General features: G+C 42.6%; 24 protein-coding genes. 4 read left to right on the top strand and 20 right to left on the bottom strand.

Annotated features, from left to right (window positions below):
* Positions 1 to 37: 37 nt before the first annotated feature.
* From AC623_RS01200 to AC623_RS01180, 5 genes are all read right to left on the bottom strand, one after another.
* Positions 38 to 793: an STAS domain-containing protein gene (locus AC623_RS01200; RefSeq protein ID WP_049659680.1), complete on the bottom strand. Its 756-nt coding sequence runs from the start codon at positions 791 to 793 to the stop codon at positions 38 to 40.
* Entirely contained in the window at positions 780 to 1,430 is a 651-nt protein-coding gene (locus AC623_RS01195) for a cobalamin B12-binding domain-containing protein (protein WP_049659679.1), read from the bottom strand. Before AC623_RS01195 ends, AC623_RS01200 begins: the two co-directional genes overlap by 14 nt.
* 36 nt (positions 1,431 to 1,466) lie before the next feature.
* Entirely contained in the window at positions 1,467 to 1,814 is a 348-nt protein-coding gene (locus AC623_RS01190) for a hypothetical protein (RefSeq protein ID WP_049659677.1), read from the bottom strand.
* A complete protein-coding gene (locus AC623_RS01185; protein WP_049666139.1) occupies positions 1,811 to 2,116 on the bottom strand; it encodes an antibiotic biosynthesis monooxygenase family protein in 306 nt (101 codons plus the stop codon). Before AC623_RS01185 ends, AC623_RS01190 begins: the two co-directional genes overlap by 4 nt.
* A 149-nt stretch (positions 2,117 to 2,265) precedes the next feature.
* On the bottom strand, positions 2,266 to 3,930 hold the full coding sequence (locus tag AC623_RS01180) for a thiamine pyrophosphate-dependent enzyme (protein ID WP_442853550.1): 1,665 nt from the start codon (positions 3,928 to 3,930) through the stop codon (positions 2,266 to 2,268).
* 127 nt (positions 3,931 to 4,057) lie between these two features.
* Here AC623_RS01180 and AC623_RS01175 point away from each other — a divergent pair, with 127 nt between their 5' ends.
* Complete coding sequence (locus AC623_RS01175; RefSeq protein ID WP_049659672.1) at positions 4,058 to 5,269, top strand: CdaR family transcriptional regulator; 1,212 nt, start codon at positions 4,058 to 4,060, stop codon at positions 5,267 to 5,269.
* Positions 5,270 to 5,356: 87 nt separating this feature from the next.
* On the opposite strand, the gene AC623_RS01170 is transcribed toward AC623_RS01175, so the two are convergent.
* The 12 genes from AC623_RS01170 to AC623_RS01115 form a co-directional block, all read right to left on the bottom strand.
* Positions 5,357 to 6,838 (bottom strand): aldehyde dehydrogenase family protein, encoded by a 1,482-nt coding sequence (locus AC623_RS01170; protein ID WP_082174503.1) that lies wholly within the window; start codon positions 6,836 to 6,838, stop codon positions 5,357 to 5,359.
* A gap of 61 nt (positions 6,839 to 6,899) precedes the next feature.
* The gene (locus AC623_RS01165; RefSeq protein ID WP_049659669.1) at positions 6,900 to 8,075 is read right to left on the bottom strand and encodes an LL-diaminopimelate aminotransferase; all 1,176 of its coding nucleotides are present in this window, start codon (positions 8,073 to 8,075) and stop codon (positions 6,900 to 6,902) included.
* Between the two features lie 472 nt (positions 8,076 to 8,547).
* On the bottom strand, positions 8,548 to 9,180 hold the full coding sequence (locus AC623_RS01160; protein WP_049659667.1) for a response regulator transcription factor: 633 nt from the start codon (positions 9,178 to 9,180) through the stop codon (positions 8,548 to 8,550).
* Positions 9,177 to 10,262 carry a sensor histidine kinase gene (locus tag AC623_RS01155; protein WP_049659665.1) on the bottom strand — a complete coding sequence of 362 codons (1,086 nt, stop codon included), beginning with the start codon at positions 10,260 to 10,262 and terminating at the stop codon, positions 9,177 to 9,179. The genes AC623_RS01160 and AC623_RS01155 overlap by 4 nt, the downstream gene beginning before the upstream one ends.
* Positions 10,259 to 11,002 (bottom strand): cell wall-active antibiotics response protein LiaF, encoded by a 744-nt coding sequence (gene liaF / locus AC623_RS01150; RefSeq protein WP_049659663.1) that lies wholly within the window; start codon positions 11,000 to 11,002, stop codon positions 10,259 to 10,261. Before liaF ends, AC623_RS01155 begins: the two co-directional genes overlap by 4 nt.
* 100 nt (positions 11,003 to 11,102) lie before the next feature.
* A complete protein-coding gene (locus tag AC623_RS01145; RefSeq protein WP_049659661.1) occupies positions 11,103 to 11,753 on the bottom strand; it encodes a PspA/IM30 family protein in 651 nt (216 codons plus the stop codon).
* Between the two features lie 20 nt (positions 11,754 to 11,773).
* The gene (locus AC623_RS01140) at positions 11,774 to 12,124 is read right to left on the bottom strand and encodes a lmo0954 family membrane protein (protein ID WP_049659658.1); all 351 of its coding nucleotides are present in this window, start codon (positions 12,122 to 12,124) and stop codon (positions 11,774 to 11,776) included.
* A 558-nt stretch (positions 12,125 to 12,682) separates the two neighbouring features.
* Positions 12,683 to 13,756, bottom strand: coding sequence for an ABC transporter substrate-binding protein (locus tag AC623_RS01135; protein WP_049659655.1), 1,074 nt, complete (start codon positions 13,754 to 13,756; stop codon positions 12,683 to 12,685).
* The gene (locus AC623_RS01130; protein WP_049659652.1) at positions 13,753 to 14,556 is read right to left on the bottom strand and encodes an ABC transporter permease; all 804 of its coding nucleotides are present in this window, start codon (positions 14,554 to 14,556) and stop codon (positions 13,753 to 13,755) included. Before AC623_RS01130 ends, AC623_RS01135 begins: the two co-directional genes overlap by 4 nt.
* A gap of 1 nt (position 14,557) precedes the next feature.
* Positions 14,558 to 15,361 (bottom strand): ABC transporter permease, encoded by an 804-nt coding sequence (locus AC623_RS01125; RefSeq protein WP_049659649.1) that lies wholly within the window; start codon positions 15,359 to 15,361, stop codon positions 14,558 to 14,560.
* Positions 15,351 to 16,457, bottom strand: a complete 1,107-nt coding sequence (locus AC623_RS01120) for an ABC transporter ATP-binding protein (protein ID WP_049659646.1) — start codon at positions 16,455 to 16,457, stop codon at positions 15,351 to 15,353. Before AC623_RS01120 ends, AC623_RS01125 begins: the two co-directional genes overlap by 11 nt.
* Before the next feature lie 18 nt (positions 16,458 to 16,475).
* Entirely contained in the window at positions 16,476 to 17,018 is a 543-nt protein-coding gene (locus AC623_RS01115; RefSeq protein ID WP_049659644.1) for a helix-turn-helix domain-containing protein, read from the bottom strand.
* A 207-nt stretch (positions 17,019 to 17,225) separates the two neighbouring features.
* Between AC623_RS01115 and AC623_RS01110 the strand changes: the two genes are divergently transcribed.
* The 3 genes from AC623_RS01110 (at position 17,226) to AC623_RS01100 (ending at position 18,532) form a co-directional block, all read left to right on the top strand.
* Positions 17,226 to 17,804 carry a TetR family transcriptional regulator gene (locus AC623_RS01110; protein ID WP_049659641.1) on the top strand — a complete coding sequence of 193 codons (579 nt, stop codon included), beginning with the start codon at positions 17,226 to 17,228 and terminating at the stop codon, positions 17,802 to 17,804.
* A 78-nt stretch (positions 17,805 to 17,882) separates the two neighbouring features.
* On the top strand, positions 17,883 to 18,221 hold the full coding sequence (locus AC623_RS01105; protein WP_049659640.1) for a DMT family transporter: 339 nt from the start codon (positions 17,883 to 17,885) through the stop codon (positions 18,219 to 18,221).
* The gene (locus AC623_RS01100; RefSeq protein ID WP_049659639.1) at positions 18,218 to 18,532 is read left to right on the top strand and encodes a DMT family transporter; all 315 of its coding nucleotides are present in this window, start codon (positions 18,218 to 18,220) and stop codon (positions 18,530 to 18,532) included. The genes AC623_RS01105 and AC623_RS01100 overlap by 4 nt, the downstream gene beginning before the upstream one ends.
* A 186-nt stretch (positions 18,533 to 18,718) precedes the next feature.
* Here the strand turns inward: AC623_RS01100 and AC623_RS01095 are convergent, their stop codons facing one another.
* From AC623_RS01095 to AC623_RS01085, 3 genes are all read right to left on the bottom strand, one after another.
* On the bottom strand, positions 18,719 to 20,098 hold the full coding sequence (locus AC623_RS01095) for a putrescine aminotransferase (protein ID WP_049659637.1): 1,380 nt from the start codon (positions 20,096 to 20,098) through the stop codon (positions 18,719 to 18,721).
* A 25-nt stretch (positions 20,099 to 20,123) separates the two neighbouring features.
* Complete coding sequence (locus tag AC623_RS01090; RefSeq protein WP_049659635.1) at positions 20,124 to 21,620, bottom strand: aldehyde dehydrogenase family protein; 1,497 nt, start codon at positions 21,618 to 21,620, stop codon at positions 20,124 to 20,126.
* 265 nt (positions 21,621 to 21,885) lie between these two features.
* On the bottom strand, positions 21,886 to 24,015 hold the full coding sequence (locus tag AC623_RS01085) for a sigma 54-interacting transcriptional regulator (RefSeq protein WP_049659634.1): 2,130 nt from the start codon (positions 24,013 to 24,015) through the stop codon (positions 21,886 to 21,888).
* Positions 24,016 to 24,069 lie beyond the last annotated feature (54 nt).

The raw sequence follows: 24,069 nt of genomic DNA, 5'->3' as shown, positions 1-24,069 counted from the left end.
CAACAACCTGAAGTGCCGGGCTTTTGCCCGGCACTTTCTATTTCTCTTGTAATATATACGCTAAAGAAGGAGCAAACGAAAAAGGCCAATCACGTTGAAAGGAGTTCATTATTTGAGAGTGCTGCGGCTTCATGCCTACTACCTCAACTTGGACCCCGTTCATATATTTGAGCATCTTAAACAGCTCGAGCAGCTTGTGTACCCCTTCTTCTTCTATTTTCCCAACAGCCGTAAAATCTACGGCAATGCGGCTATATTCTCCTTCATAAGCCGACCGCAATGCCTGGCCCATGATGGCTTCAATCTTATCTTTTGTAATATCACCGAAGAGGGGAATAAAAGCTAATCCTGCAGACAAAGTAATAAAGGGACCAGAAAGCTCCCGTAAACGGACTAACGTCTTTTCTAGTTCATCTTTTTTCTCAAGTAATTCAAAGTCCGTTGAAGACAGCCGCTCTTGCAAAGCTAAAAGGCGATCCTCTAGCCGTCCATTCCTCTGTTCTTTTGAAAGCAGCACGATATGCCCTGTAGCTTGTTCATCCCATGACAAATGAAGATCAAATAGCTGTATAGGATTTATTTTTGTTTTTACATTTGCTTCGACTGTAAGGGACTCGTCCTGCTCAAACATGAACATTCTTACCTTTTCCTTACTTTCCTCATCTATCAAAGCTAAAATATGACCTTCCTGCATGTCAAAAAGCTCAGCAGCTGTTTCGGAATAAGCTAAAATGCTGCCTGTTTTGTCGATTTGAATATAAGGGACTGGGAATGGCTGATTACAAGGCAGCATTAGACTCCTCCTCTACCTTCACATTCTCCAGCCACAGATGAGCGGCATGCAAATCATCAAAAATGATCGTACTTTCCGAACAATATGGCTTTAAATCATACATTCCTGCCAGCCTTCCACCAAGCATAATAGACGGGCGGGCAGATAAATTAGCAAATTGCTGAACATACTCTCGCAAACGCGGAAGATGATAGACGATTGCAATCGATAAGCCAACGACATGCGGCTGCCATTTCTCAGCCGCTTTCAAAGCTGAATCCAACGGCAAGTCAGGTCCAAAAAAACGCACGCTCCAGCCCGACTCAACAAACAAGCTGCTGACCATTTTCAATCCAAGATAATGACGCTCCCCTTCTGGACACAAAAACATCGCTTTCTTAGCCGCTGAAGACCGTTCTTCTTGCCAAGGGAATAATCTCGATAAGACAAAATCACAGGTGCCGGTCGCCAAGTGTTCATCAGCAACGGTAATTTCATTGTTCTCCCATAACTTCCCTATATACTTCATAGCCGGCGTAAAAAACTGGTCAAAGACCTCTAACGTAGTCAGCTGTTGCTTATATTTAATAAAGTCTATAGATGCCAGTGCATCGCCTTCTAGTAAATATTCGGCAAACTCTCGTACTTCCTCGTTCATCCCCTCACCTACCTTTCTAGCAGTTAACAATCTAATTCATTGCTGCAACGCTAACACAGCTTCATCTAAATAAAGAAGACCTCTTTCGTTTTCTTCTTCTCCATTCTTCATTAACAGCTGCTGAATAATCGTAAAATTATCAATCAAATGCTGGCTATTCATGCCATGCTTCGTTAAGATGCCGTTCAGCCAAATGGCATAATCAATAAAAAATTGTTTGTTGTCTAACAGCAAAGCTGTTTCCAATTGTTTAATATGATGCTCGTTATCTTCTAAACACTTCGCCTTCCCCTTCTCTCCAAAACGAGAAAGGAGAGCAGGTTCACGCTTATAAATTTCAGCCGTTGCTTTTTCAGCTAATGACACTTTCCAATCCTTCTTCATGTTGCCACCACTTGAAACTGGCGGACTGTTGGAATAACGGCTGATAATTCTTTATCCGGATAATTTTTTTCTAGCTCATGAATTTTTTTAAATTCTTCACTTCGGACCCATGCTAAATAGGAGGATTTTGATTCAAAAGCTAATTGAACCGTTAACTCACCAGGCTTTTTATCATTTTGCAATAACAAAAAATATTGAAATCCCTCTGCTTTATCTACTAAACGTGAACGATTTTGATAGATTGAAATCACTTCTTCTGCCTGGTTATCCCTCACAGAGAATGTGGAGTGAACTACATACACAGCAAATCCCCCTTTTTCCATATATACTACTCTATCATTTCCACTTCCTGTTAATCTATCATCTTGTTTTAGAAAGTCAAAAAAGCGGTGCTATTATTCAGCACCGCCGAGGTTATAAACAAAGTCTATTTTCAATACTACATGCTAGATTAATTGATCCTTTCTGCATTTGAATGAATCACTTTTGATTGGCTGGCAGACAAAATGGCTGGATTCGTCAACACTTCGATCACCGCTGGACGCCCGCTCGCTTTTGCCTTTTCTAAAGCTGGCAGAAAATCTTCATTCTTCGTTACTTGCTCTCCGTAGCAGCCGAATAATTTGGCTAGTTCGGCGAAATTGGCATTGGACAGTTCTGTTGCCACGACTCGGCCCGGAAAATGCTTTTCCTGGTGAGCCCGGATCGTTCCATACATATTATTGTTCACCACAATGGCTATTACAGGAACGTTGAAGCGAGCAGCTGTTTCGAGTTCTTGCATCGTCATCATGAAGCCGCCGTCTCCAGAAAAAGAAACGACCATTTTATCAGGCTGGGCTATTTTAGCTCCAATGGCAGCTGGCAACCCGTACCCCATTGCTCCCGATGTCGGGCCGATGTACGTATTTTGACAATCAAAACGATAATAACGGGAGAGCCAGCCGAAAAAGTTGCCGGCATCACTTGTTAGAATAGCGTCTTGTGGAAATGCTTGCACAATGTCATAAAGCATACCGTCCATATCAACGTATTGGTCTGTGTAATCTTTTGGAGCAGAAGAAAAAGAAAGATACGCTGCGTGCAAATTCGCAACTCCCCGCTCTTTTGCCTCGTCTTTTACGGGAATCGCCATCTCTATTGCCTTTTGTAAAAATTGTTTTACATCCGCGGTTATACCGAGAATAGGGGAATACACTTTACCAATGCTATCCGGTGAAATATCAACCTGAATCAGCTTTGTCTTCTCTCCAAGCAACGTATAGTCCTGTGTCGTGACTTGCGAAAAGCGGGTGCCTAAGGCAATGACGAGATCGGCCTGCTTAATGTAGTCAAGCAGCCCTTTATCTGAACCGAAACCTAACGATCCAGCATAATGAGAGTGGCTATTCGGAAAAGCATCAAACCTCCGGAAAGCTGTCACAACGGGAACATTCATCTTTTCAGCGAAGCGGACGAGCAAATCAGCTGCTTTTGTTCGTGTCACGCCTCCTCCGGCAATGACAACAGGCCGCTTCGCTGTTCGAATTTTTTCAAGCGCTGTGCGAACATCCTCATCTGACGGTACAGGTACTGATTCCTGTTGCACTTGCTGCTCGATATATTCAGCTGTATCCTCGAGCATGTCATGAGGAAGGGAAACAACGACTGGACCAGGCCGGCCGGATCTCGCTATATAAAATGCCCGATGAAGCAACTCAGGGATGCGTTCAACAGATTCAATTTCTACTGCCCATTTACATAAGTGGCTGAAAAAAGCAGTAAAGTCTACCTCCTGGAAAGCTTCCTTCCCTTTAAACGGCCGCTCCACTTGACCGATTAAAGCGACAAGCGGTGTGGAGTCCTGCATGGCGGTATGCAGGCCAATGGAAAGGTTAGCCGCTCCCGGTCCTCGTGTCGCCATGCAAACCCCTGTCCCGCCTGATGCCTTTGCATAAGCTTCTGCCATGAAAGAAGCGCCTCCCTCATGACGGGTGGAAATCAGTTGAATAGAGGGGTGCTCATAAAGGGCATCAATTACTCCGAGATAGCTTTCGCCCGGTACACAAAATGCTTTTCTTACTCCCTCCTTTTCCATTACTTTTACGATTGCCTGACCACCGGATAAATTCGCCATTTTCATTCCCTGCCTTCTCTTTAAAATTCTAAATAGTTTGTCTATTTATAACAAAAAATATGATATAATCTGGTCAATATTCTATTTTTGATCACCAAGCATTTTTACCAAATAAGGGGTGCTGTCAGTGAAAATTTTAGAGCATATCGCTCAAGACATCGCGGAAAAAACAAGCGCTGTTTTAGGTTATCCCATCAGCATCACAGACAATGAAGGGTATATTATCGGGTCCACTGATAAGGAAAGATTAGGACTCTTCCACCGTCCTTCCCTTGATGTTATTAGAAAAAAAGGATTAATTAATTGCCGCAATGAAGGAATTGGACAAATCCTTCCCGGCGTCTCTGTGCCTATTATGATTAACAACAAAGCTGTTGGCGTACTTGGCATTGTCGGAGAACCTGCAGAAGTTGAAAAATACGTTCACCTTGTGAAAAACCAGGTAGAAATGATGTGCCAGGATGCTTTCCATAAAGAAATGAAAGAGCTGGAGTCTAAAATGGTCGAAGTGTTTATTCAGCAAATTATCCATTATGAGACGGATGAGCAAGACGAACGGATGATTCAATATGCCAAAACTCTCGGTTATAATCAAAATCTCTGCCGGACTTGTATTCTAATAGACATTCATCGTCCTATACATACACAAGCGGTCTCCAACGAACTTCAGGATCCTTATTCACTCCCCTACTTTCAACGGGACCTCTTGGATTATCTTTATTTAATTTTTCGTGATTCCGAAGAAGATATTGTTTCCTTTATTAACATTGAGCAGCTGCTCATTGTAAAACCTACTGCTGCCGAACAAAGCTACAAGGCTCTCGTTTCCTCCTTAGAGCAGAAGCTTCTTAAGCTAAATAACTTTTTGGAGACAAAATATCATTTGTCTGCTTCCATCGCCATTGGTGACATTCAAAAGGGAATTAGTGGCATTGCGGACTCTTTTCGGAATGCTGAAAAAGCGATGATTCTCGGGAGAAAAAAGGCTGCCGAATCAGGCATTTTTATTTACAACGAAAAGCAGACAACTTTCCAGCTGTTGCCGAAAGAAATTACACCTGACCTCCAAAGAAAACTCCTGAACATTATTCAGCCGCTCGCCGAGCTGGATAATTACGATATACTAGCTACAACTTTTTTAAAATACTGCCAATATAATTTAAATTTAAGTGAAGCAGCCCGCAACATGTTCATTCACCGCAATACAATTATTTACCGATTAGAAAAAATCAGCGAAGCAACCGCAATCGATACAGGCAGCTTTCAAGACTGCATGCTGCTTTACATGGCTATTCGCTGTTACGAGGAAGTAAATGAACAGCCCGCTCGCACGACCTAATCATGTCTTTGTGAAAAAACAAGCAGAAATGCAATCGCGCTTATATGCGAGGCACTCCTGCTTGTTTTTTGTGTAGTCTAGGAAAAATTAATAGTTATCAATTTGGGCACGTTGAATCTTACCGCTATAGTCTACATAAACAGACTTCCATTCAGTATAAACATCTAATGAAGCAACACCTGAATCACGATGGCCGTTTCCAGTTCCTTTTGTTCCTCCGAATGGCAGATGGATTTCGGCCCCTGTTGTTCCGGCATTGATGTATACAATACCTGTATCCAAATCTCTCATCGCTTGGAACGCACGATTTATGTCACCCGTGAAAATGGAGCTTGATAAACCGAATTCTACGCTGTTATTCACTTCAATCGCTTCTTCTAAGCTTTCCACTGGGATAATGGAAACAACCGGACCAAAGATTTCTTCCTGGGCAATTCTCATATCAGATTTTACATCTGTAAATAAAGTTGGCGCATAGAAGTTTCCTTTATCCAAACCATTCTCAGTGAGGATCTCGCCGCCTTTTAACAATTTGGCTCCCTCGTCCTTGCCGATTTTTACATATTCATGAATTCTCTCAAGAGATGCACGGTTGATAACAGGCCCTACATCCACGGATTCATCAAGTCCGTCACCGATTTTCAACGTTTCCATGCGTTTCAGCAGCTTTTGCTCCAGCTCTGCTTTCACCGACTCATGGACAATAATACGGCTGCAGGCTGTACATCTTTGTCCGCTCGTTCCGAATGCACTCCAAATGATCCCATCTACCGCAAGATCAATATCCGCATCTTCAAGTACGGTGACAGCATTTTTTCCGCCCATTTCAAGCGATGTACGTTTTAAGAGCTCACCAGCACGGCCATTAATCTGCTTACCGACTTCATTAGAGCCCGTAAATGAAACGATATCAATATCTGGATGCTCTACAATGGCATTTCCTACTTCGCTTCCAGAGCCGTAGACAAGATTTAAGAGTCCTTTTGGCAGTCCAGCTTCCTCGTAAATTTTTACAAATTCCCCAGCTAAAAATGGCGTTTCGGACGCCGGCTTCCAGACAACGGCATTTCCAGTGACAAGCGCCGGCAGTGACTTCCAGGAAGCGATCGCGATTGGGAAGTTCCAAGGCGTAATTAATCCCGCAATTCCAACCGGAACGCGAACGCTCATCGCAAATTTATTACGAAGCTCAGACGGAACCGTGTCGCCAAACATACGGCGGCCTTCACCCGCCATATAGAACGCCATGTCAATCGCTTCCTGCACTTCTCCTCTTGCTTCCGCAATCACTTTGCCCATTTCTGTTGTTAACACTTGAGCTAAATCCTCTTTGCGTTCTTTTAATAAATCAGCCACTTTATATAATAGATCAGCACGCTCAGGAGCTGGAACAAGGCGCCATTTCTTTTGTGCTTCTTTTGCCGCTTGGACGGCTTTATCGACATCCGCTTTTGTAGAAGCGACGACTTCGCCCAATACTTCGCCGTTTACTGGATTCGTGTTTTGTGTGTATTTTCCTGATTCAGATTCTACCCATTCACCGTTAATAAAGTTTAAATATCTTTTCACTGCTGTCTCTTTTTGAGCTGCGTCTTTTACTGTTTGATTACTCATAAAATGATCTCTCCCCTTAATTTGTGATAATGGTAAGCTCTTTTTTCATGCGATGAATCGCTTCTGTCAATCGGTCAGTCGGTACAGACAACGAAAGGCGGAAATAGCCTTCGCCATGTGTTCCAAACGCATCACCCGGGGTGATAATCACGCCTGTTTTTTCTAGGACACGGTTGGCAAATTCGGCTGATGTGTAGCCACCTGGCACCGGTGCCCAAATAAAGAATGTGCCGCGTGTTTCCTCTGTCTTGACGCCGATTGCTTTCAAAGCCGTCGTCATCGCTTTCATCCGTTCAGCGTACACTTCATTGTTTGCCTTCACACACTCCTGGCTGCCCGTTAAAGCATAAGCGGCCGCTTTCTGGATCGGAGTAAATTGGCCAGTATCTGTATTGCTTTTATAGATAGACAACGCTTTAATGACTTCTTTATTGCCAACTACATAGCCAATCCGCCAGCCCGTCATGCTGTACGTTTTTGATAAGGATCCAAACTCCACAGCGACTTTTTTTGCTCCGTCCACTTGTAAAATACTCGGTGCCCGGTAATCGCCGAAGGTCACCATATTGTAAGCAGCATCATGAGCAATGACGATTTGGTGCTTTTCTGCAAATACAACCGCTTGACGAAAAAAATTCATGTCAACCGTCGCAGCGGTTGGATTACCCGGATAATTTAAAAACATCAGCTTGGCTTGATTTGCAATCGTTTCAGGAATATTCTGAAATTTAGGTTCAAAATTATGTTCCTGTAAGAGCGGCATCGTATATAATTGTCCGCCTGCAAGAGAAATTGCCATACGATATGGCGGATAGCCAGGGTCCGGCGCAAGCACAATTTCTCCCGGATCAATCACTGTCGGTACCAAATGGGCGAGTCCCTCTTTTGAACCAATCAAAGCCAGCACTTCTGTTTCCGGGTCTACATCCACGTTAAATTCCCGCTTATAAAATTCAGCTACTGCCTTTCTAAAATCGAGGCAGCCAATGAAACTGGGATACTTAAAATTTTCCGGATAGGCAAGCTCTTCCGCCAGTTTATCTGTAATATGCTGCGGAGTCGGCAAATCCGGATCTCCTATCCCTAAATCAATCACATCTACTCCCGCTTCTTGCATCATCTTTTTCTTTTTATTGAATTCAGCAAACATGTACGGCGGAATTTGGGCAATTCTTTGCGATTGATAGCGCATGAAAATGGATCACCATCCCTTCCATTCTTCTTGCTGTCTTAGCAAACTTTTTCGTACCTTTACTCTATCTTCTTTTACATTTATAAACTATGGTCTTTTTGTACAAAAATGCCCAAAAAATAAAGGGGAAAATCCGTACACTTTCCACAAAAGGATGATGTACAGATTTTATAATCGAAAAATAGGATTTTACTAGCCAAAGCTGGTGCTTTATTAGCCAAATCTATCTGATTATGAGCGAAACTTTTTTCCCGATCAGCCGTATAGAGAGACAGACTATACAAAGGACTGAAAAACGATGCCTCAAAAACCCCCTAAAAAGAAAAAAAGACGCATCCGTGAAGGAGCGTCTGATTTATTTGAGTTTTTATTTGAAGAGCTTCTATGTCAAATTATTTTATGGCCGTTTCGGATTTTGTGGATGTTTATCCGGTTCCTCTTTCGTTCCATTGGCGATTTAATTCCTTAATCCCTAATGGACAAGCCGGTTTTGGAAAGCATAAATGACAGCTTGTGTCCGATCGTTCACCTCAAGCTTCGATAAGATATTGCTCACATGGGTCTTCACTGTTTTTAAAGAGATGTACAGTTCATCGGCAATTTCCTGATTCGATTTCCCTTGGGCGATCAGCAGCAGCACTTCCCGTTCCCTTTCCGTTAATTCTTCGTGAAGGGGAACCGTCTGTCCCTGGCGCATGCGCTTCATCATTTTACCAGTTACTTCTGGCTCTAGTACCGGTTCCCCTCCGTATGTTTTACGGATGGCCTCTGCGATGGCACTTGCTTTTGAAGTTTTTAAAATGTAACTCACTGCTCCTGCTTCTAATGCCGGGTACACCTTCTCATCATCAAGAAAGCTTGTCACAATAATAATTTTGGCTTCAGGCCACTTTTCAACAATTCGTTTAGTTGCTTCAATTCCGTCCATTTTTGGCATAACCAGATCCATTAAAATAATATCGGGCTTTAGTTCGAGGGCAGCCGACACTGCTTTTTCCCCATCCTCCGCTTCGGCTTCTACCTGAATATCCGGCTGGGCCATTAAATAAGCAGACACGCCAATGCGCACCATTTCATGATCATCTACGAGAAGAACTCTTATCATTCGTTCATTTCCACCTTTTCTTCTGATTTTTCTGTTTGTGTCTGATCTGGGTGCTGCTTTGAGAGCGGTACTTTGACTTCGAGCTTCGTTCCCTGAGCCGGCAATGAAACGATTTTTAATGTTCCGCCAATTTCAATGGCGCGCTCGTGCATATTTTGCAGGCCATAAGAGCCCATCTTTGTCTGTTTCGGATCAAAGCCGACTCCATCATCACTAATCCGTAAAATGACAAAACCATTTCTCCATACGTTCAGCACGTCTAATCGGCTGGCCTTAGCATGGCGCAGCGTATTAGAAATCGATTCTTGCACAATTCGGAAAAGGTGGTCCTCCATTGCCCGGTCCATGCTAATTTCTTCTGTCGTCCAGTGAATAGCCAAGGGTACTTTTTGTGTCAATTCAACGAGAAGATCATCAATCCCCTCTTTTAGAGACTTTCCATTCAATGGAACCGGCCGCAAATGCAAAAGCAGCGCCCGCATTTCTAATTGGGACTGCTGAATCATTTCTTCTACCATGGCCAGCTGTTTCGTTTCCATTGATGGCGCGGAATCACGGTTCTCGTTAATAGCCGACATCATCATGGAGGCTGCGAATAGCTGTTGCGAAACCGAATCATGCAGCTCTCTCGCAAGCCGCTGTCTTTCCTGCGAAACCATCTCCTGAATGAGCGTTTCCTGGCTTTCCGCCTTTTCTCTGGCAAGACGCCGGGCTGCTTGCTTTTGTTCAGCAACAACCCGCTCAAGCTGCTGAAACTTTTGCTCAATGTTTGAAAAATCAGCAGACAGCATATTGCGATCTTTCTCTTCAGCCTCTTTTCCAGAAATAAGCGAATCAAGCCGTTGGTCGAGTGTTTTTAAAGACACCCATTGGCTCCATCCGTACAATGCACCAAATAAGAAAGCGGTGCCGACCGCCACCGCGGCTATAAACACCGCGAGTGGAAGGTCAAACAGCTTCTGCTCGAAGTAGTCCCTCCATGTCGGGTGTGGAAAACTCATTTCAAAGGCGGCAATGAGAACGCCGCTTACAAAAAGAACAGCCAAAAAAACCTGCCGAATTTGCTTCGCAAAAATGTTCATACCCGATTCACCTCCACATCGCCGATCACGGTGGAGATGAGAAGAACAATTGTTGTTTCTGCACCTTCCTGCTCATTATAATGTTCATCTTCGAAATATAACGTATCATTCCAAAGAGGAACCGGGAAACGTTGAAACAAATGAGCGTTACCTACAATGGTCGAAAAGCGAATGCGCACGGGAATTTCATACGGAATGTCGACCTTTACTTTCCCAATCATCTGTCTAATCGAGATAATAGCGGTTCCTTTTGGCAAAACAGTATTGCTCACATCGACCGTAATATCGCCGAGCGCTCCTTGAATATGAATGTCTTTCCATTCATATGAATGCTCTGGGGTAGACTGAACAGAGAATAACTTATTTTTTAAAAAAGAATGCTTAATGGATTCACCCGGCTCCATCGGCATAGAATTAACCGTGTCTACTGATGCTGTGAAGCGTGTCGGTTCTTTCTTTGATTGGAAAAAGCGATACAACATATAAATTAAAGCGGCTAAAACAAGCATTCGTAAACTCATCATGCTTAGAATCATCATGATGGATAAAAAGACTCCAAACCAAAATAACAGCTTGCCAAACCAGCTAGCATTCCACTTTCTTCCGAAATAAATCATAGCTACTCCGAAGAAGAGGGAAAACACAAAATCACTATGAAAAAATGTCGCCTCAATTAAAATAATGATGAGGGCAGCAAGTAAAAATACGGTAAACATATCGGTTCTTTTAAATGGTGACATTCTTTTTCCTCCTTCCTCGATCCAGCGATGCAGCAATGTAAAAACAAACCCGTCATGACGGGTTTGTTTCACTCTCTTCAATTGTTAATCATAGCATGTTTTAGGCCTGCTGTGTGTTCTTTTCTTCCCGGTAAAATTGGCGCTCTAGCTCAGCAAGACGAGCATCCATTAATGATGTTTCATACTTCTTATTCACTTTTCCTTCCAATTCATCAATGTACTGCTCCAGCTCTTCAAATCGGCCAAATGGATGATGATCATTTAAGTCTTCATTTAACACTTTGCTCATGCTGTAATGCGCTCGCGCTGCATTTTCACGACCCATTAACTCAAGGCGGCGAACATTCATATCTTTCAGCTTATGTTTCATTTCTTCGGTCTTGCTTTCAAGCTTTATAATTTGCTCATCAGCGATCGTGATGGAGTGCTGCAAACGAGCAGCTCGCTCTTTATACACCTCTGCTTCTCGCATAGCGAACTCCTCCAGCTGCTCTTCTCCCGCCTCAGCCGCAAGCTGGGCTTGCTTTAAACGCTTATCCCGCATACGAACGGCATCCTGGTATTCACGTTCAAACTCCTTTTTCAATAATTGCTGCCGCTCTAGCAGCTTGATGGTTTTGTCTGTTTCCTTTTGAGCTTCCCGTAAATATTGGTTCAACATCGCAATTGGATTTTTTTGCTCCTTCTGTTCTACTATATCGAACAGCTCCGCCTCGATCGTCCGTTTAATTTTTGTAAAAATTCCTGTCATCTCAATCTCTCCTCACCGATTTATTTTTTTAATTGGCTCCATTGTCTTTCAAAATTCATGAATGGATCTTCTTCTCTTGCCACGCCCACAAAACTTTCATCATCTTCCTGCCATTTTTTATAAACCATATACAGAACTCCTAAAGCGGCAACGCCAAGCAGAGCTGGCACGTTGCCGACTGCTGCTAAAAATGCGATGATCCCTGCTGCCCCCCAAAAGAACTTGATTCCTTTCGTAGAAGCTTGTTTGTACTGCTTCCATGCCACATACATAATGGCTGCACATGCGACAAGGCCAAGTACCGGTCCTGCACTGGCAACGGCTACGACAGCTGCAAGCCCTCCGATACAAAATAACATCACCTTTTTCATTTGTATTTCCTCCCTTCGATATCTTGATTTCATCTTACCTCGCTTTCACCTCTCCTATAACGAGCCCGAGATGGAACTTTCTCTCATCCTTAAGACCGAGAAAGAAAAGCGGAAGCGGCCTGATCAGCCCGATAGGAGGTTGGAGGGCTCGACAAGGAGTCGCTCTTTGACTCCGACAGAGAGACCGAAACCGCCGTACGGGCTGGCCGCTGCAGCTGGACACTAGAAAAATGCGGAAGGCGCTTGCTCAGCACGATAGCGGATTGGAGCTCTCGACGAGAAGGCGCTTTTCAGACTTCGACAGAGTGAGCGAAATCAGCGTACGTGCTAGCGCCTGCAGCTGGACACTAGAAATGCGGAAGGCGCTTGCTCAGCGCGATAGGAGGTTGGAGGAAAGTTGCTGGAGTCGCTCTTTGACTCCCGCAAGCTTTTCGAAACCGCCGTACGTGCTAGCGCCTGCAGCTAGACAGAGAAAAGCGGAGCCGACTGCTCTGGAGCAGCAGGCATATGACAATACAGCAAAAAAGCGTCCGAGCTGGTGCTTCGGACGCCTTAGGATTATTTTTTATGCATTTTAAATTGAAGATACAGCTCATTATAGTAAGCTAACATATCGGCTCCCAAGTTTTCATATACCTCAAGATACTCCGTTTGTTCAGAACTTGGGTAGAAGCGTTGATCGTTCACCACATCTTTCGGCATGTACTCAAGCGCTTTTTGATTCGGTGTTGAATAGCCCACATACTCCGCGTTTTGGGCTGCTATTTTCGGATCAAGCATAAAGTTAACGAACTGATGGGCGGCTTTCAGATTTCTAGCTGTTTTCGGGATGACCATATTGTCAAACCAAAGATTGGATCCCTCTTCTGGCACAACGTATTCCAGATTATCCTTTTCTGCCATAATTTCTGAGGCCGTCCCTGACCAGACAACGCCTACAGCCGCTTCGTCATTTTCCATCAACAGACGGATTTCATCCCCGATGATCGCTTTAATGTTGGGAGTCAATTCATCAAGCTTTCTCTTTGCTTCTAGTAAATGCTCCTTGTTCTTGTCGTTCAATGAGTAATGAAGGGAATTTAAGCCCATTCCCATTACTTCACGGGCTCCATCGACAAGTAAAATATTGTTGCGCAGCTCTGGGCTCCAGAGATCATTCCACGCCTTGATTTCTTTTCCTTCCATCAGATCTTTGTTATAAATAATACCGACTGTTCCCCAAAAATAAGGAATCGAGTATTGATTGTCCGGATCAAACGGAAGATCCATGAACCGTTTGTCGATATATTTCAAGTTCGGAAGCTTTGAGTGGTCAAGCGGCAGCAGCTGATTAGCTTTTTTCATCTTATCAATCGCATACTCAGAAGGCACAGCGATGTCATAAGCCGTACCGCCCTGCTCAATTTTTGTCATCATCGCTTCGTTGGAATCAAATGTCTCATAGATGACTTTTACGCCGGTGTCTTTCTCAAATTGGCTGATCAGTTCAGGGTCAATATAATCTCCCCAGTTATAGATTGTTAACGTATTCCCCGCTGTTTTCTTGTCTGATCCATTTAATACCGAAACAGCATACATTAATAAAAAGGCGATCGCAAATATAGCAATGAATGCACGGATTAATTTACTCATTTCCGCACCCCCGCTCCAGCTGCCCGGCTGTTTCGCTGCATAATAAAGTAGTAGCCGGCCACAAGGATAATTGTAAATAAGAATAATAGCGTAGACAACGCATTAATATTTAACGAAATGCCCCGGCGAGCCAATGAGTAAATCTCTACTGACAACGTACTAAAGCCGTTACCCGTCACAAAAAAGGTTACTGCAAAATCATCAAGTGAATACGTCAAGGCCATGAAAAAGCCAGCAAAAATCCCTGGTGAAATATAAGGCAGAATGACTTTCGATAACACATCCCATGGACTCGCCCCTAAATCACGGGCTGCATCGATCAAAGACATGCTCATCTCTTCTAACTTCGGAAGTACCATAATCACCACAATCGGAATAGAGAAAGCAATATGCGATAATAGCACCGATGTAAACCCTAATTTAATGCCGGCCATGGTGAACAAAATCAAAAATGAGGCACCGATAATAACGTCAGGGCTTACAATCAACACATTATTTAATGATAGAAGCGCTTGTTTAGTCGCCTTTTTCCTCATATATATAATGGATAGAGCACCAATCACACCAATCATCGTTGCAATAGCGGCCGATAAAAGAGCCACAATAATGGTATTTAATACGATAATCAACAATCTTTTGTCACCAAACAGCTCCTTATACCAATCGAGCGTAAAGCCTTCAAAGTTATTCATCGTACCGCCGCTGTTAAAGGAATAAAACATTAAATAAAAAATGGGAGCATATAAAACGATAAAGATAAAAGCCAGGTAGACTTTTGGCCAAATGGACTTCTTTTTCATTTTATTGAATCCCCCGCTTTCTCGTTCCGGTCACAATCATAATGACAAACATCGTAATAATCAAAAACACAGCAATAGCTGATCCCATTCCCCAATCCTGTGTCACTAGAAAATGCTGTTCAATCGCCGTGCCAAGCGTGATCACCCGGTTACCGGCAATCAGGCGGGTAATCATAAATAGGGACAACGCTGGAATGAACACAGCCTGCACGCCTGACTTCACACCGCTTAACGTAAGCGGAAAGACAACCTTCCGAAATGTCGTCCACGCGGAAGCTCCCAAGTCTCGTGAAGCATCTATTAAAGTTGGATTCAGTTTATCTAGTGCATTAAAAATAGGCAGCAGCATAAATGGAATAAAAATATAAACGGAAACAAACACAAAGCTGAAATCAGTAAACAAGATTTGCTGCGCTCCGATACCAACCACTTCTAAAAAGTTATTCGCTGCTCCATACGTGCTAAAAATGCCAAGGAAAGCATAGGCCTTCAACAATAAGTTAATCCATGAAGGCAAAATAACAAGCAACAGCAGCAGCTGCTTATATTTCGTTTTCGTAATAAAGTAAGCTGCAGGATAAGCAATCAACAGGCAGAAGACTGTGATTAAAAAGGCATACCAGAAAGAACTGGCGATCATTTTCATGTAGACAAACGTAAATAATTTCTTGTAATTGGCAAAAGTAAAGTTTCCGTGTAAATCAAAGAAAGAATAGTAGACAACAAGCAGAATAGGCGTAACGACGAAAAGACCAATCCAAAGTGCGTACGGCAGCAAGTAAAACAGACGCGTCTTACTGTTCATGTCCGGCCTCTTGATAGGATTCCAACCGCTTGTCGAATTCTTCTTCTGTTTCACCGAGACGCATGACATGAATCGCTTCCGGTTCAAAATTAAGTCCGATTTCTTCGCCTACTATCGCTTTCTTCGTTGAGTGAACGAGCCACTCGTTCTTTGCCTCATCATAACAAAGCATTTCATAGTGAACGCCGCGGAACAATTGGGAGTCTACTTTCACTTGGATCTTGCCCTCATCCCATGAAGTAATCTCCAAATCTTCTGGACGGATCACCACTTCCACTGATTCATTTGGATTCAGCCCCTGATCGACACACTCAAATACCTTCCCTGCAAATTCTACTTCAAAGTCTTTGATCATTTTACCGGGAACGATATTGGATTCACCAATAAAATCCGCGACAAAACGATTAATCGGCTCATCATAAATATCTGTTGGCGTACCGCTTTGCTCGATTCTGCCTTCATGGAGAACAAATATTTCGTCCGACATAGCAAGCGCCTCTTCCTGATCATGAGTAACGAAAATAAAGGTAATGCCGAGACGCTTCTGCAAATCACGGAGCTCATATTGCATTTCAGTTCTCAGCTTTAAATCTAACGCAGACAATGGTTCATCCAGCAAAATTACTTCTGGCTCATTCACAATTGCCCGAGCAATCGCCACCCGCTGACGCTGCCCGCCGGACATTTCGGTAATTTCCCTATTTTCGTAGCCGCTTAAGTTCACGAAACGAAGGGCTTCTTTCACCCGGCGGTCTACTTCCGCTTGTTTCACTTTTTTAATCCGCAATCCAAAAGCGACATTCTCATACACATTTAGGTGTGGAAAAAGAGCATAGTCCTGAAAGACTGTGTTCACCTGCCGCTTGTTTGCAGGCACTTGGTTGATTCTTTTTCCATTAAAGTAAATGTCCCCCTCCGATGCTTCTGTAAAGCCGGCAATCAGCCTCAGAATCGTTGTCTTGCCACAACCGGAAGGCCCAAGCAGTGTATAAAACTTCCCTCGCTCAATTTCAAAGCTCACATGATCTAGTACCACTGTGTCGCTATCGTAGCGCTTCGTCACATTATCAAAGCGAATGATGACTTCCTTTTCCATAATGCCCTCCCTTTTCTCCTACAAATAGGATTTCGTCACTGTCAAAATGAGTTCAGACGGACCATCAAAATCATTCATAATTTGATGTTCTTCGGATGATTGAAAATAAATGGCTTCCCCTGCTTTAGCTATGTATTCCTGCTTGCCAATCAGCACCTTAATCCGGCCGTGTAATACGTAACCGAATGTTTCAGCTAGTGACGGCTCAAATCTTTTAAATTGGCCGCCTTTTTGCAGAATAAGCTTAACTGGCTCCATTTCTTTCTCATTTGATTCCGGAACAAGCCACTGAATCTCGTATCCCTTTTCCTCATCGATGTAATCTGTTTGGTCTTCCTCTCCATATATGACCTTCTGTTCTCGTTTCTCATCATCGAAAAAGTCTTTCGGAGAACAACCTAGCACTTCCAGCAAGTGAAAAAAAGTCTCTATTGAAGGAGAGCTTAAATCCCGTTCCAGCTGGGAAATGTATCCTTTGCTTAAATCCGTCCTTTCGCCAAGCTCCTCTTGCGTTAACCCCTTTTTTAATCGCAGATTTTTAATTTTCTTTCCGATTTCCATCCTCTTAATCCTCGATTTGTTTATATTTAGTAAACTTCCAGTAAACAAAGTTTATTTTTATGAAACTATAAGTTTACAATCAGTTTATCATTATAATATATATTAGAGAAATCTCAAGTAGAAATTTATCTTTTTAGCGAACTTGACAGGTAAAAGAAAATATTGTAAAATGAATGATATTCAGTCATTATTATCGGGGGATTCAACATGCGGGTGAAAAGTGATGGGAAGTATAATAAGATTCTTCAAGCGGCGATCGAGGTCATTTCTGAAAAGGGGTTAGATCAAACTTCAATCACAGACATTGTGAAACGGGCGGGAGTGGCCCAGGGAACCTTTTATTTGTATTTTCCCTCCAAAAAAGATTTAATCCCTGCTATTGCAGAGGATTTACTTAGCTTGACGCTGGAAAAAATTAAAAGCGAAACAAAACATAAAAGTGAATTTTGGGAAATCATTCAAACCCTGATTGATGAAACGTTTGAATTAACCCAGTCCTATAAAGATGTTATTATTTTGTGTTACTCTGGCCTTGCCATCGTGCATTCAATGGAAAAATGGGAAACAATTTATACTCCATACTACGATTGGTTAGAGGATGTGTTGCGCGCAGCCGTCAGCAAGGGAGAGATCATTGCGGACATTGATATTAACTGGACCGCCCGGCTCATTATTAACTTGATTGAAAATGCTGCTGAACGCTTTTATATTGCTGAAGAAGAAAGAGATTTAGCTGCTTGTAAAGAAACAACCTTTTCTTTTTTACAGCGATCACTTTCCCGCTAAATAATAGAGACGCTTCCTGAAGCGTTTCAATTTTAATTAAAAAATGAATGACATTCATTCATAACTGAGGTGCTTACATTGAGTTGGTTTATCGTATTAATTGCAGGTGTATTAGAAGTCGTTTGGGCTACAGGTTTGAAGCATGCCGATTCTCTAACGGATTGGGCAGTCGTCACAGTGTTGATTGCGACCAGCTTCCTTCTGCTCATTCGTTCATATAAAACGATCCCGCTGGCAGCTGCCTACACTGTTTTCGTCGGCATCGGTACCGCTGGAACGTATTTCATGGGAATTTATTTAGGAGAACCTTTCTCCCTCATTCAGTTAGTATTTGTTGCCTTGCTGCTTTCCGGAGTAGCCGGCATGAAATTATCTACCTCTACACGGGAAGACCAAAGCAGAGGTGATTATCAATGAGTTGGATCTTTTTAGTTCTAGCTGGTTTTGAAGAAGTCATTGCGACGATTGCCATGAAATATGTGAACGGCACAAAAAGAAAATGGCCGATCGCTGTTATGGTCATTGGTTTTATCTTCTCCTTCTATTGTTTATCAAGAGCGATGTCAGAGCTTTCCGCAGGGATTGCCTACGCCGTCTGGACCGGTATCGGCACTGTCGGTATTACGCTCGTCAGTATCATCTGGTTTAAAGAAAAACTCAATAAATTTCAATTTGTTTCGCTTCTATTTATTGTGCTAGGTGTAGCCGGGTTGAAATTTACTTCCTAAACAAAACGATCCTCCTGTATGGAGGGTCGTTTTTTAAGTAAGAACAGCGGCTTTATCGTGGAAGAATAGTGATAATTCGTGAAAGAAGTTCATTTATCTAAAATAAAGAGCATTTATTTTATCTAGGATTGTCCCATTCTTTCCTAAATAAAAAATCCCCGATACTCAAACCGGGGATTTTCTCTTTTATTGTACAGCTACTTTACCCAATACTTCTTTGAATGTATTAATAACTGTATCTACTTCTTCGTAGCTGATTGTCAATGGCGGCTCGATACGAATAGTTTTAGAGTTAACTAGTGTACCAGCTACAAGGATGCCATTGTCAAACATACCTTTTGATACTTCATAGCCGATTTCATCTTTATGGAACTCAATACCGATCATTAAGCCTTGGCCACGGATTTCTAATACTTTATCTCCATGCTCAGCTGCTGCTTCTTTCAAGCCTTTCAAGAAGTACTCGCCAACTTCAGCTGCTCTTTCTGGAAGGTTTTCTTCGATTAATACACCAATTGTTGCGATCGCTGCCGCACATGCAAGTGGGTTACCACCGAATGTTGTTGTATGCATGAATGGATTGTCGAATAAGTTTTTGAATACTTTTTCGTTTGCAACGACTGCTCCAGCTGGCATTACACCGCCGCCGAACGCTTTTGCAAGACAGATAATGTCTGGCGTTACTTCATATAACTCAGCCGCAAACATTTTTCCTGTACGGCCCATACCTGTTTGCACTTCGTCAAAGATCAAGACAACATCGTACTCGTCACACAATTCTCTTACTTGTTTCAAGTAACCTGCTGGAGGAATAATGATACCGCCCTCACCTTGAATTGGTTCTAAGATGACTGCGCCTACATCTTCGCCGACAAGGGCACAAGATTCAAATGTTTTTCTCATCATGTCGATATCGCCGTATGGCACATGACGGAATCCAGGGATAAGCGGAAGGAATGGCTTACGGAATACTCCTTTAGCAGTACCCGAAAGTGAACCTAAGCTTTTTCCGTGGAAAGAGCGTGTTGTTGAAATGATCGTAGAGCGATCACTGTACATTTTTGCTAATTTTAATGCGGCTTCCACACTTTCTGTTCCACTGTTTGTGAAGAAAGAGTATTGCAGATCGCCAGGTGTAATGTCTGCTAAAATTTTAGCAAGCATCGCACGAAGCGGATCAAGTAAATCTTGGCTGTGAAGCGCTTGACGGTTTAATTGATCCGTTACAGCTTTCACTACTTTTGGATGACGGTGGCCAACATTATAAATACCGAAGCCGCCAAGACAGTCAATGTATTGTTTACCGTTAATGTCAGTAAAGCAAGAACCGCTATCAGACCATTCAACTGCTGCGAATTGTCCGCCTTCTGTTACTGTTTTACGGTAAGAAAGGAAGCCTGGGTTCACGTGGTCACGGAAGTTATCAACTGTTTCTTTCGTTACCCATTGTGCTTCTTCTGCTGTTACTTCTTGTTTTTCGATTAAAGCAAGTACTTGTTTAATATACTCGTTAACCTGTGCTACTTGCTCATTGTTTTTTACTTCTGTTTTTGTATCTGTGCTCATTTATTTTCACTCCTGCAATTTTTGATTAGTTTTTAAACCAGCCTACTGGTTCTACTTCTAAGTTGATGTTGATTTGTTTGATTTCTTGGAATTCATCCAATCCGTAAGTTCCTAAGCTGCGGCCAATACCACTTTGCTTATAACCGCCCCATGGAGCTTCGTTATACGTTGGATGGTAAGAGTTGATCCATGTAATACCTGCACGCAATTTCTTAATCACGCGAAGTGCTTTTGCTCCATCAATCGTGAAGACTGCTCCTGCTAGACCATAATCGGTATCGTTCGCTAAGCGGATTGCTTCTGCTTCATCTTTGAACTTTTGAATGGCTACAACCGGTCCAAAGATTTCTTCTTGAACGATTCTCATATCTTGTGTCGTATCAGCAAACGCTGTTGGGGCTACGAAGAAGCCTTTATCCATTCCGTTCTCTGTTAAGCGTTCTCCGCCGAATAACAAGCGAGCTCCTTCTTCTTTGCCGATTTCGATGTAGCTTAATACTTTTTCCATGTGCTGCTGGCTTACAAGCGGTCCCATTTCTGTTTCTGGGTCTGCTCCGTTGCCCACTTGAATTTGTTTCGCACGCTCTGTGAAACGCTCGATGAATTTATCGTAGATGCTTTCTTCTACAAGAATTCTTGAACCAGCTGAGCATACTTGGCCTGATCCGCAATAAATACCGAACAATGCGTAATCTACTGCCACTTCAAAGTCAGCATCAGCAAAAATGATATTTGGTGATTTTCCGCCGAGTTCTAAGGAAACTTTCTTCATCGTATCAGCAGCTGTTTTCATGATGTGCTTTCCTGTTTTTGTTCCGCCAGTGAAAGACACCATGTCTACATCTTTATGAGAAGCAATTTCGTTTCCAACAACAGGACCCGCACCGTGTACCATATTGATAACGCCTTTTGGCACGCCCGCTTCTTCAATGATTTCAATTAATTTTGTCGGTGTAACCGGTGTTACTTCAGAAGGCTTGAAAACCACTGTGTTTCCTGCAGCCAGTGCTGGAGCAATTTTCCAAACACTCATAAGCATTGGGAAGTTCCAAGGAACAATTAATCCGCACACGCCAGCTGGTTCTCTCACAACCATCGCTTGCATTGGATCTGCTACATGGTACGTTTCACCGTCCGGCTGAGTGATCATGCCTGCGTAATAACGGAAACAAGCGGCAGCATCTCCCATATCGAATCCTGCTTCGCGAAGCGGCTTACCATTGTTCATTGTTTCCAAGGCTGCTAGCTCTTCAGCTTTTTCATCGATTTTATCTGCAATCTTTAATAAGTATGCAGCACGTTCAACTGTCGGAAGATCTGACCAGACACCGCTTTCAAATGCTTCCTTAGCAGCGGCAATAGCTGCTCTAGCATCCGCAACTGTACCTTCAGGCGCGTAAGCAATTACCTCGCCAGTAGCTGGATTGAATACTTCACGCGTTTTATTGTCACTGGAGTTTGTCCATTCCCCATTAATGTACATTTTTAAATCAAGAGTTTTTACTGCTTGCGTTTCTAACATGCTTTTCATCCTCCTATTCTCCGTTTGCTTTATATAATGCAATTAACGTGCCAAGTTGAAATTTTTAAAATATTTCTCAAAAATGCGTGTTAACAGGCTTTTTTCATAAGGAAAAAATTAGGACATTCATTATTTTTATGCTAATTTGCATAATGTATGAATTAGTGAATAAAAAGACCGTTTGTTCACATTTTAGACACATGTTACTTTGCACAAAAAAAGCTGCTCAAAAGTCACGATAGATGGACTTTTAAACAGCTTGATATTAGTAGAGAGAAGTTTCATTTTCACTTTTTCTGCTTCCCATAATCTTTTGGTATTTCCGGCTGACAGATGATTGACTGACGCCGAGCGCTTTTGCCGCTTTTGTTGTTGTTTTATATTGCTTCATCGCCAATACGATCAGCTGCTCCTCTACATCCTCAAGCGCTTCCTGCAACGGCACAACTCTCGTAATAATAGGACGTGCCTTCTTAAAGTCATAACCGAGTGATAAAAACTGGCTGACAAACTCTGCATCAATCGCCTGGTCATCGGCCGACACAACGAGCCGCTCAATGATGTTTTGCAGTTCCCGAACATTTCCTGGCCACGAATAAAACTCAAGCACATTCACTGCATCAGGTGTTAAATAAAAGCTTTTGTTGTACTTGTCATTTAACTGCTGAAGGAAATGAAAAGCGAGGACTGAAATGTCTTCTATCCGTTCTCTTAACGGAGGAATATGAAGCGGGATAACATTTAGCCGGTAAAATAAATCCTCTCGGAATGTTCCTTGCTCCACCATTTGCTCGAGCTTTTTGTTCGTCGCCGCGATAATTTGCACATCTACTTTCTCTGCCACGGTACTGCCGACTGGAATGACCTCCTGTTCCTGCAGCACGCGCAGCAGCTTCACTTGCAAATGGAGCGGCATTTCACCGATCTCATCTAGGAAAAGCACACCCTGGTCAGCCATTTTAAAATAGCCGTCCTTTCCTTCTTTATCCGCCCCGGTGAAAGCTCCCTTCTTATAGCCAAACAGTTCACTTTCAAGCAGATTTTCCGGGATTGCTCCGCAATTCAATTTTAAAAACGGCTTGTTTGAGCGCCGGCCAAGCTGATGGATCGCTTGGGCAATGACTTCTTTCCCGACCCCTGACTCACCTGTTATGAGCACGGTAGAAGAAAATTCAGCAATCTTCTGTACCTGGAGAATAATCTTTTCCATTTTAGGACTGCGATACATGAGTTTTTTCAGCGTACGGTCTTGATTTTTGAAAGTATCTAACTCTTTTTTATACTTTTCCGAAATCTTTTTCATTTCCTTTAGTTCATCTTTTAAGCGCGATGTTTCTGTAATGTCCCGCGAAGCAATAATAATACGGTCAATCTCTCCCTTTTCGTTGAAAACAGGATTGCCGACTGCGAGTACCTTTCTGCCGCTTCTTGCTTCTTGGACAATGGATACCTTTTTCTTTTTTTCCATCACTAGTCTTGTGACAGACGGACTGAACAAGCCTTTCTTCTCTAATTCAAGAACACTTTTTCCAATCATATCTTTTAAATCGGTATCCCAAAATCCACTAATTACAGTTTCACTATAGCGTATGAGCTCGCCTTTACTATTCACAACGAGCAGCTCATCATAAATAGTAGATAAAATAGCATTTAGATCCGTATTGAGGTTTTTAATATCTTCAATCTCCATTGCCATATCTTCAATGGTCGGAATATCTTGAACAACAATCAGCATTCCCTCAATCTTCTGATCCTGCGTCGAGATCGGACAATAATCCAGCAAAACGCCCATCTCATCTGTCAATTGGACTTGGTTTAACACAGTTTTCCCTGTCGCAAAGACGCTTTCAATATGCTCCTTATCAAAGATAGACTCAGCAGGCTTATTCATGACCTTTTCCGCAGTGGACTTAATCATCTTCAAACCAGCGTCATTGCAGTTAATGATCTTCTTTTCCCTGTCTACTACAAACATGCCCATTGGAATAGAGGTGAGCAAGGTTTTAAATAAATTAACGCCCTGTTCCTCTTGTCTAAACAACTCCGCCAACAATTCTTCTCGTTTTAAATAACCGATTGGAGAATCTTCTTCATCATTAATAATCGTTAACGGCTCGCCAATCACTTGGAAAATAACAGGCAATGAAATGATTTTATTCACATGGTACACTTGGTCAATCGGAATGGACTGAGACAACAGCGTTTGGAAGGTTACTTGTCCTTTGTGTGCTAGACGGTTACTCTTTAAATGAACGTAAGAAGTAAGCTTGCCATGTTCACTCATAAATATAAACGGTTCTTTGATTGTACTGATGTCTATGAAGCTGCCATCCTCTTGATCTTCTACTGCAATAGAAACAATCGGATTTAATTTATTTTCATCAATCGTAAACATTTTCGATCCCCCTCTTAGCTGTCCCCTTTCTATTATTTTAGCAAACTTTTTACA

It is taken from the genome of Bacillus sp. FJAT-27231 (assembly GCF_001183975.1).
Lineage (GTDB): Bacteria > Bacillota > Bacilli > Bacillales > Domibacillaceae > Pseudobacillus > Pseudobacillus wudalianchiensis.
Note: the sequence above shows the minus strand (reverse complement) of the source record. Positions and strands in the feature narration are given on the sequence as shown.

Bases quoted from the DNA above. Each gene is read 5' to 3' on its own strand.
- AC623_RS01200 (WP_049659680.1), bottom strand. From the start codon at position 793: ATGCTGCCTTGTAATCAGCCATTCCCAGTCCCTTATATTCAAATCGAC.
- AC623_RS01195 (WP_049659679.1), bottom strand. From the start codon at position 1,430: ATGAACGAGGAAGTACGAGAGTTTGCCGAATATTTACTAGAAGGCGAT.
- AC623_RS01190 (WP_049659677.1), bottom strand. From the start codon at position 1,814: ATGAAGAAGGATTGGAAAGTGTCATTAGCTGAAAAAGCAACGGCTGAA.
- AC623_RS01180 (WP_442853550.1), bottom strand. From the start codon at position 3,930: ATGGCGAATTTATCCGGTGGTCAGGCAATCGTAAAAGTAATGGAAAAG.
- AC623_RS01165 (WP_049659669.1), bottom strand. From the start codon at position 8,075: ATGCGCTATCAATCGCAAAGAATTGCCCAAATTCCGCCGTACATGTTT.
- AC623_RS01160 (WP_049659667.1), bottom strand. From the start codon at position 9,180: ATGATAAGAGTTCTTCTCGTAGATGATCATGAAATGGTGCGCATTGGC.
- AC623_RS01155 (WP_049659665.1), bottom strand. From the start codon at position 10,262: ATGAACATTTTTGCGAAGCAAATTCGGCAGGTTTTTTTGGCTGTTCTT.
- liaF (WP_049659663.1), bottom strand. From the start codon at position 11,002: ATGTCACCATTTAAAAGAACCGATATGTTTACCGTATTTTTACTTGCT.
- AC623_RS01145 (WP_049659661.1), bottom strand. From the start codon at position 11,753: ATGACAGGAATTTTTACAAAAATTAAACGGACGATCGAGGCGGAGCTG.
- AC623_RS01140 (WP_049659658.1), bottom strand. From the start codon at position 12,124: ATGAAAAAGGTGATGTTATTTTGTATCGGAGGGCTTGCAGCTGTCGTA.
- AC623_RS01135 (WP_049659655.1), bottom strand. From the start codon at position 13,756: ATGAGTAAATTAATCCGTGCATTCATTGCTATATTTGCGATCGCCTTT.
- AC623_RS01130 (WP_049659652.1), bottom strand. From the start codon at position 14,556: ATGAAAAAGAAGTCCATTTGGCCAAAAGTCTACCTGGCTTTTATCTTT.
- AC623_RS01125 (WP_049659649.1), bottom strand. From the start codon at position 15,361: ATGAACAGTAAGACGCGTCTGTTTTACTTGCTGCCGTACGCACTTTGG.
- AC623_RS01120 (WP_049659646.1), bottom strand. From the start codon at position 16,457: ATGGAAAAGGAAGTCATCATTCGCTTTGATAATGTGACGAAGCGCTAC.
- AC623_RS01115 (WP_049659644.1), bottom strand. From the start codon at position 17,018: ATGGAAATCGGAAAGAAAATTAAAAATCTGCGATTAAAAAAGGGGTTA.
- AC623_RS01110 (WP_049659641.1), top strand. From the start codon at position 17,226: ATGCGGGTGAAAAGTGATGGGAAGTATAATAAGATTCTTCAAGCGGCG.
- AC623_RS01100 (WP_049659639.1), top strand. From the start codon at position 18,218: ATGAGTTGGATCTTTTTAGTTCTAGCTGGTTTTGAAGAAGTCATTGCG.
- AC623_RS01095 (WP_049659637.1), bottom strand. From the start codon at position 20,098: ATGAGCACAGATACAAAAACAGAAGTAAAAAACAATGAGCAAGTAGCA.
- AC623_RS01090 (WP_049659635.1), bottom strand. From the start codon at position 21,620: ATGTTAGAAACGCAAGCAGTAAAAACTCTTGATTTAAAAATGTACATT.
- AC623_RS01085 (WP_049659634.1), bottom strand. From the start codon at position 24,015: ATGTTTACGATTGATGAAAATAAATTAAATCCGATTGTTTCTATTGCA.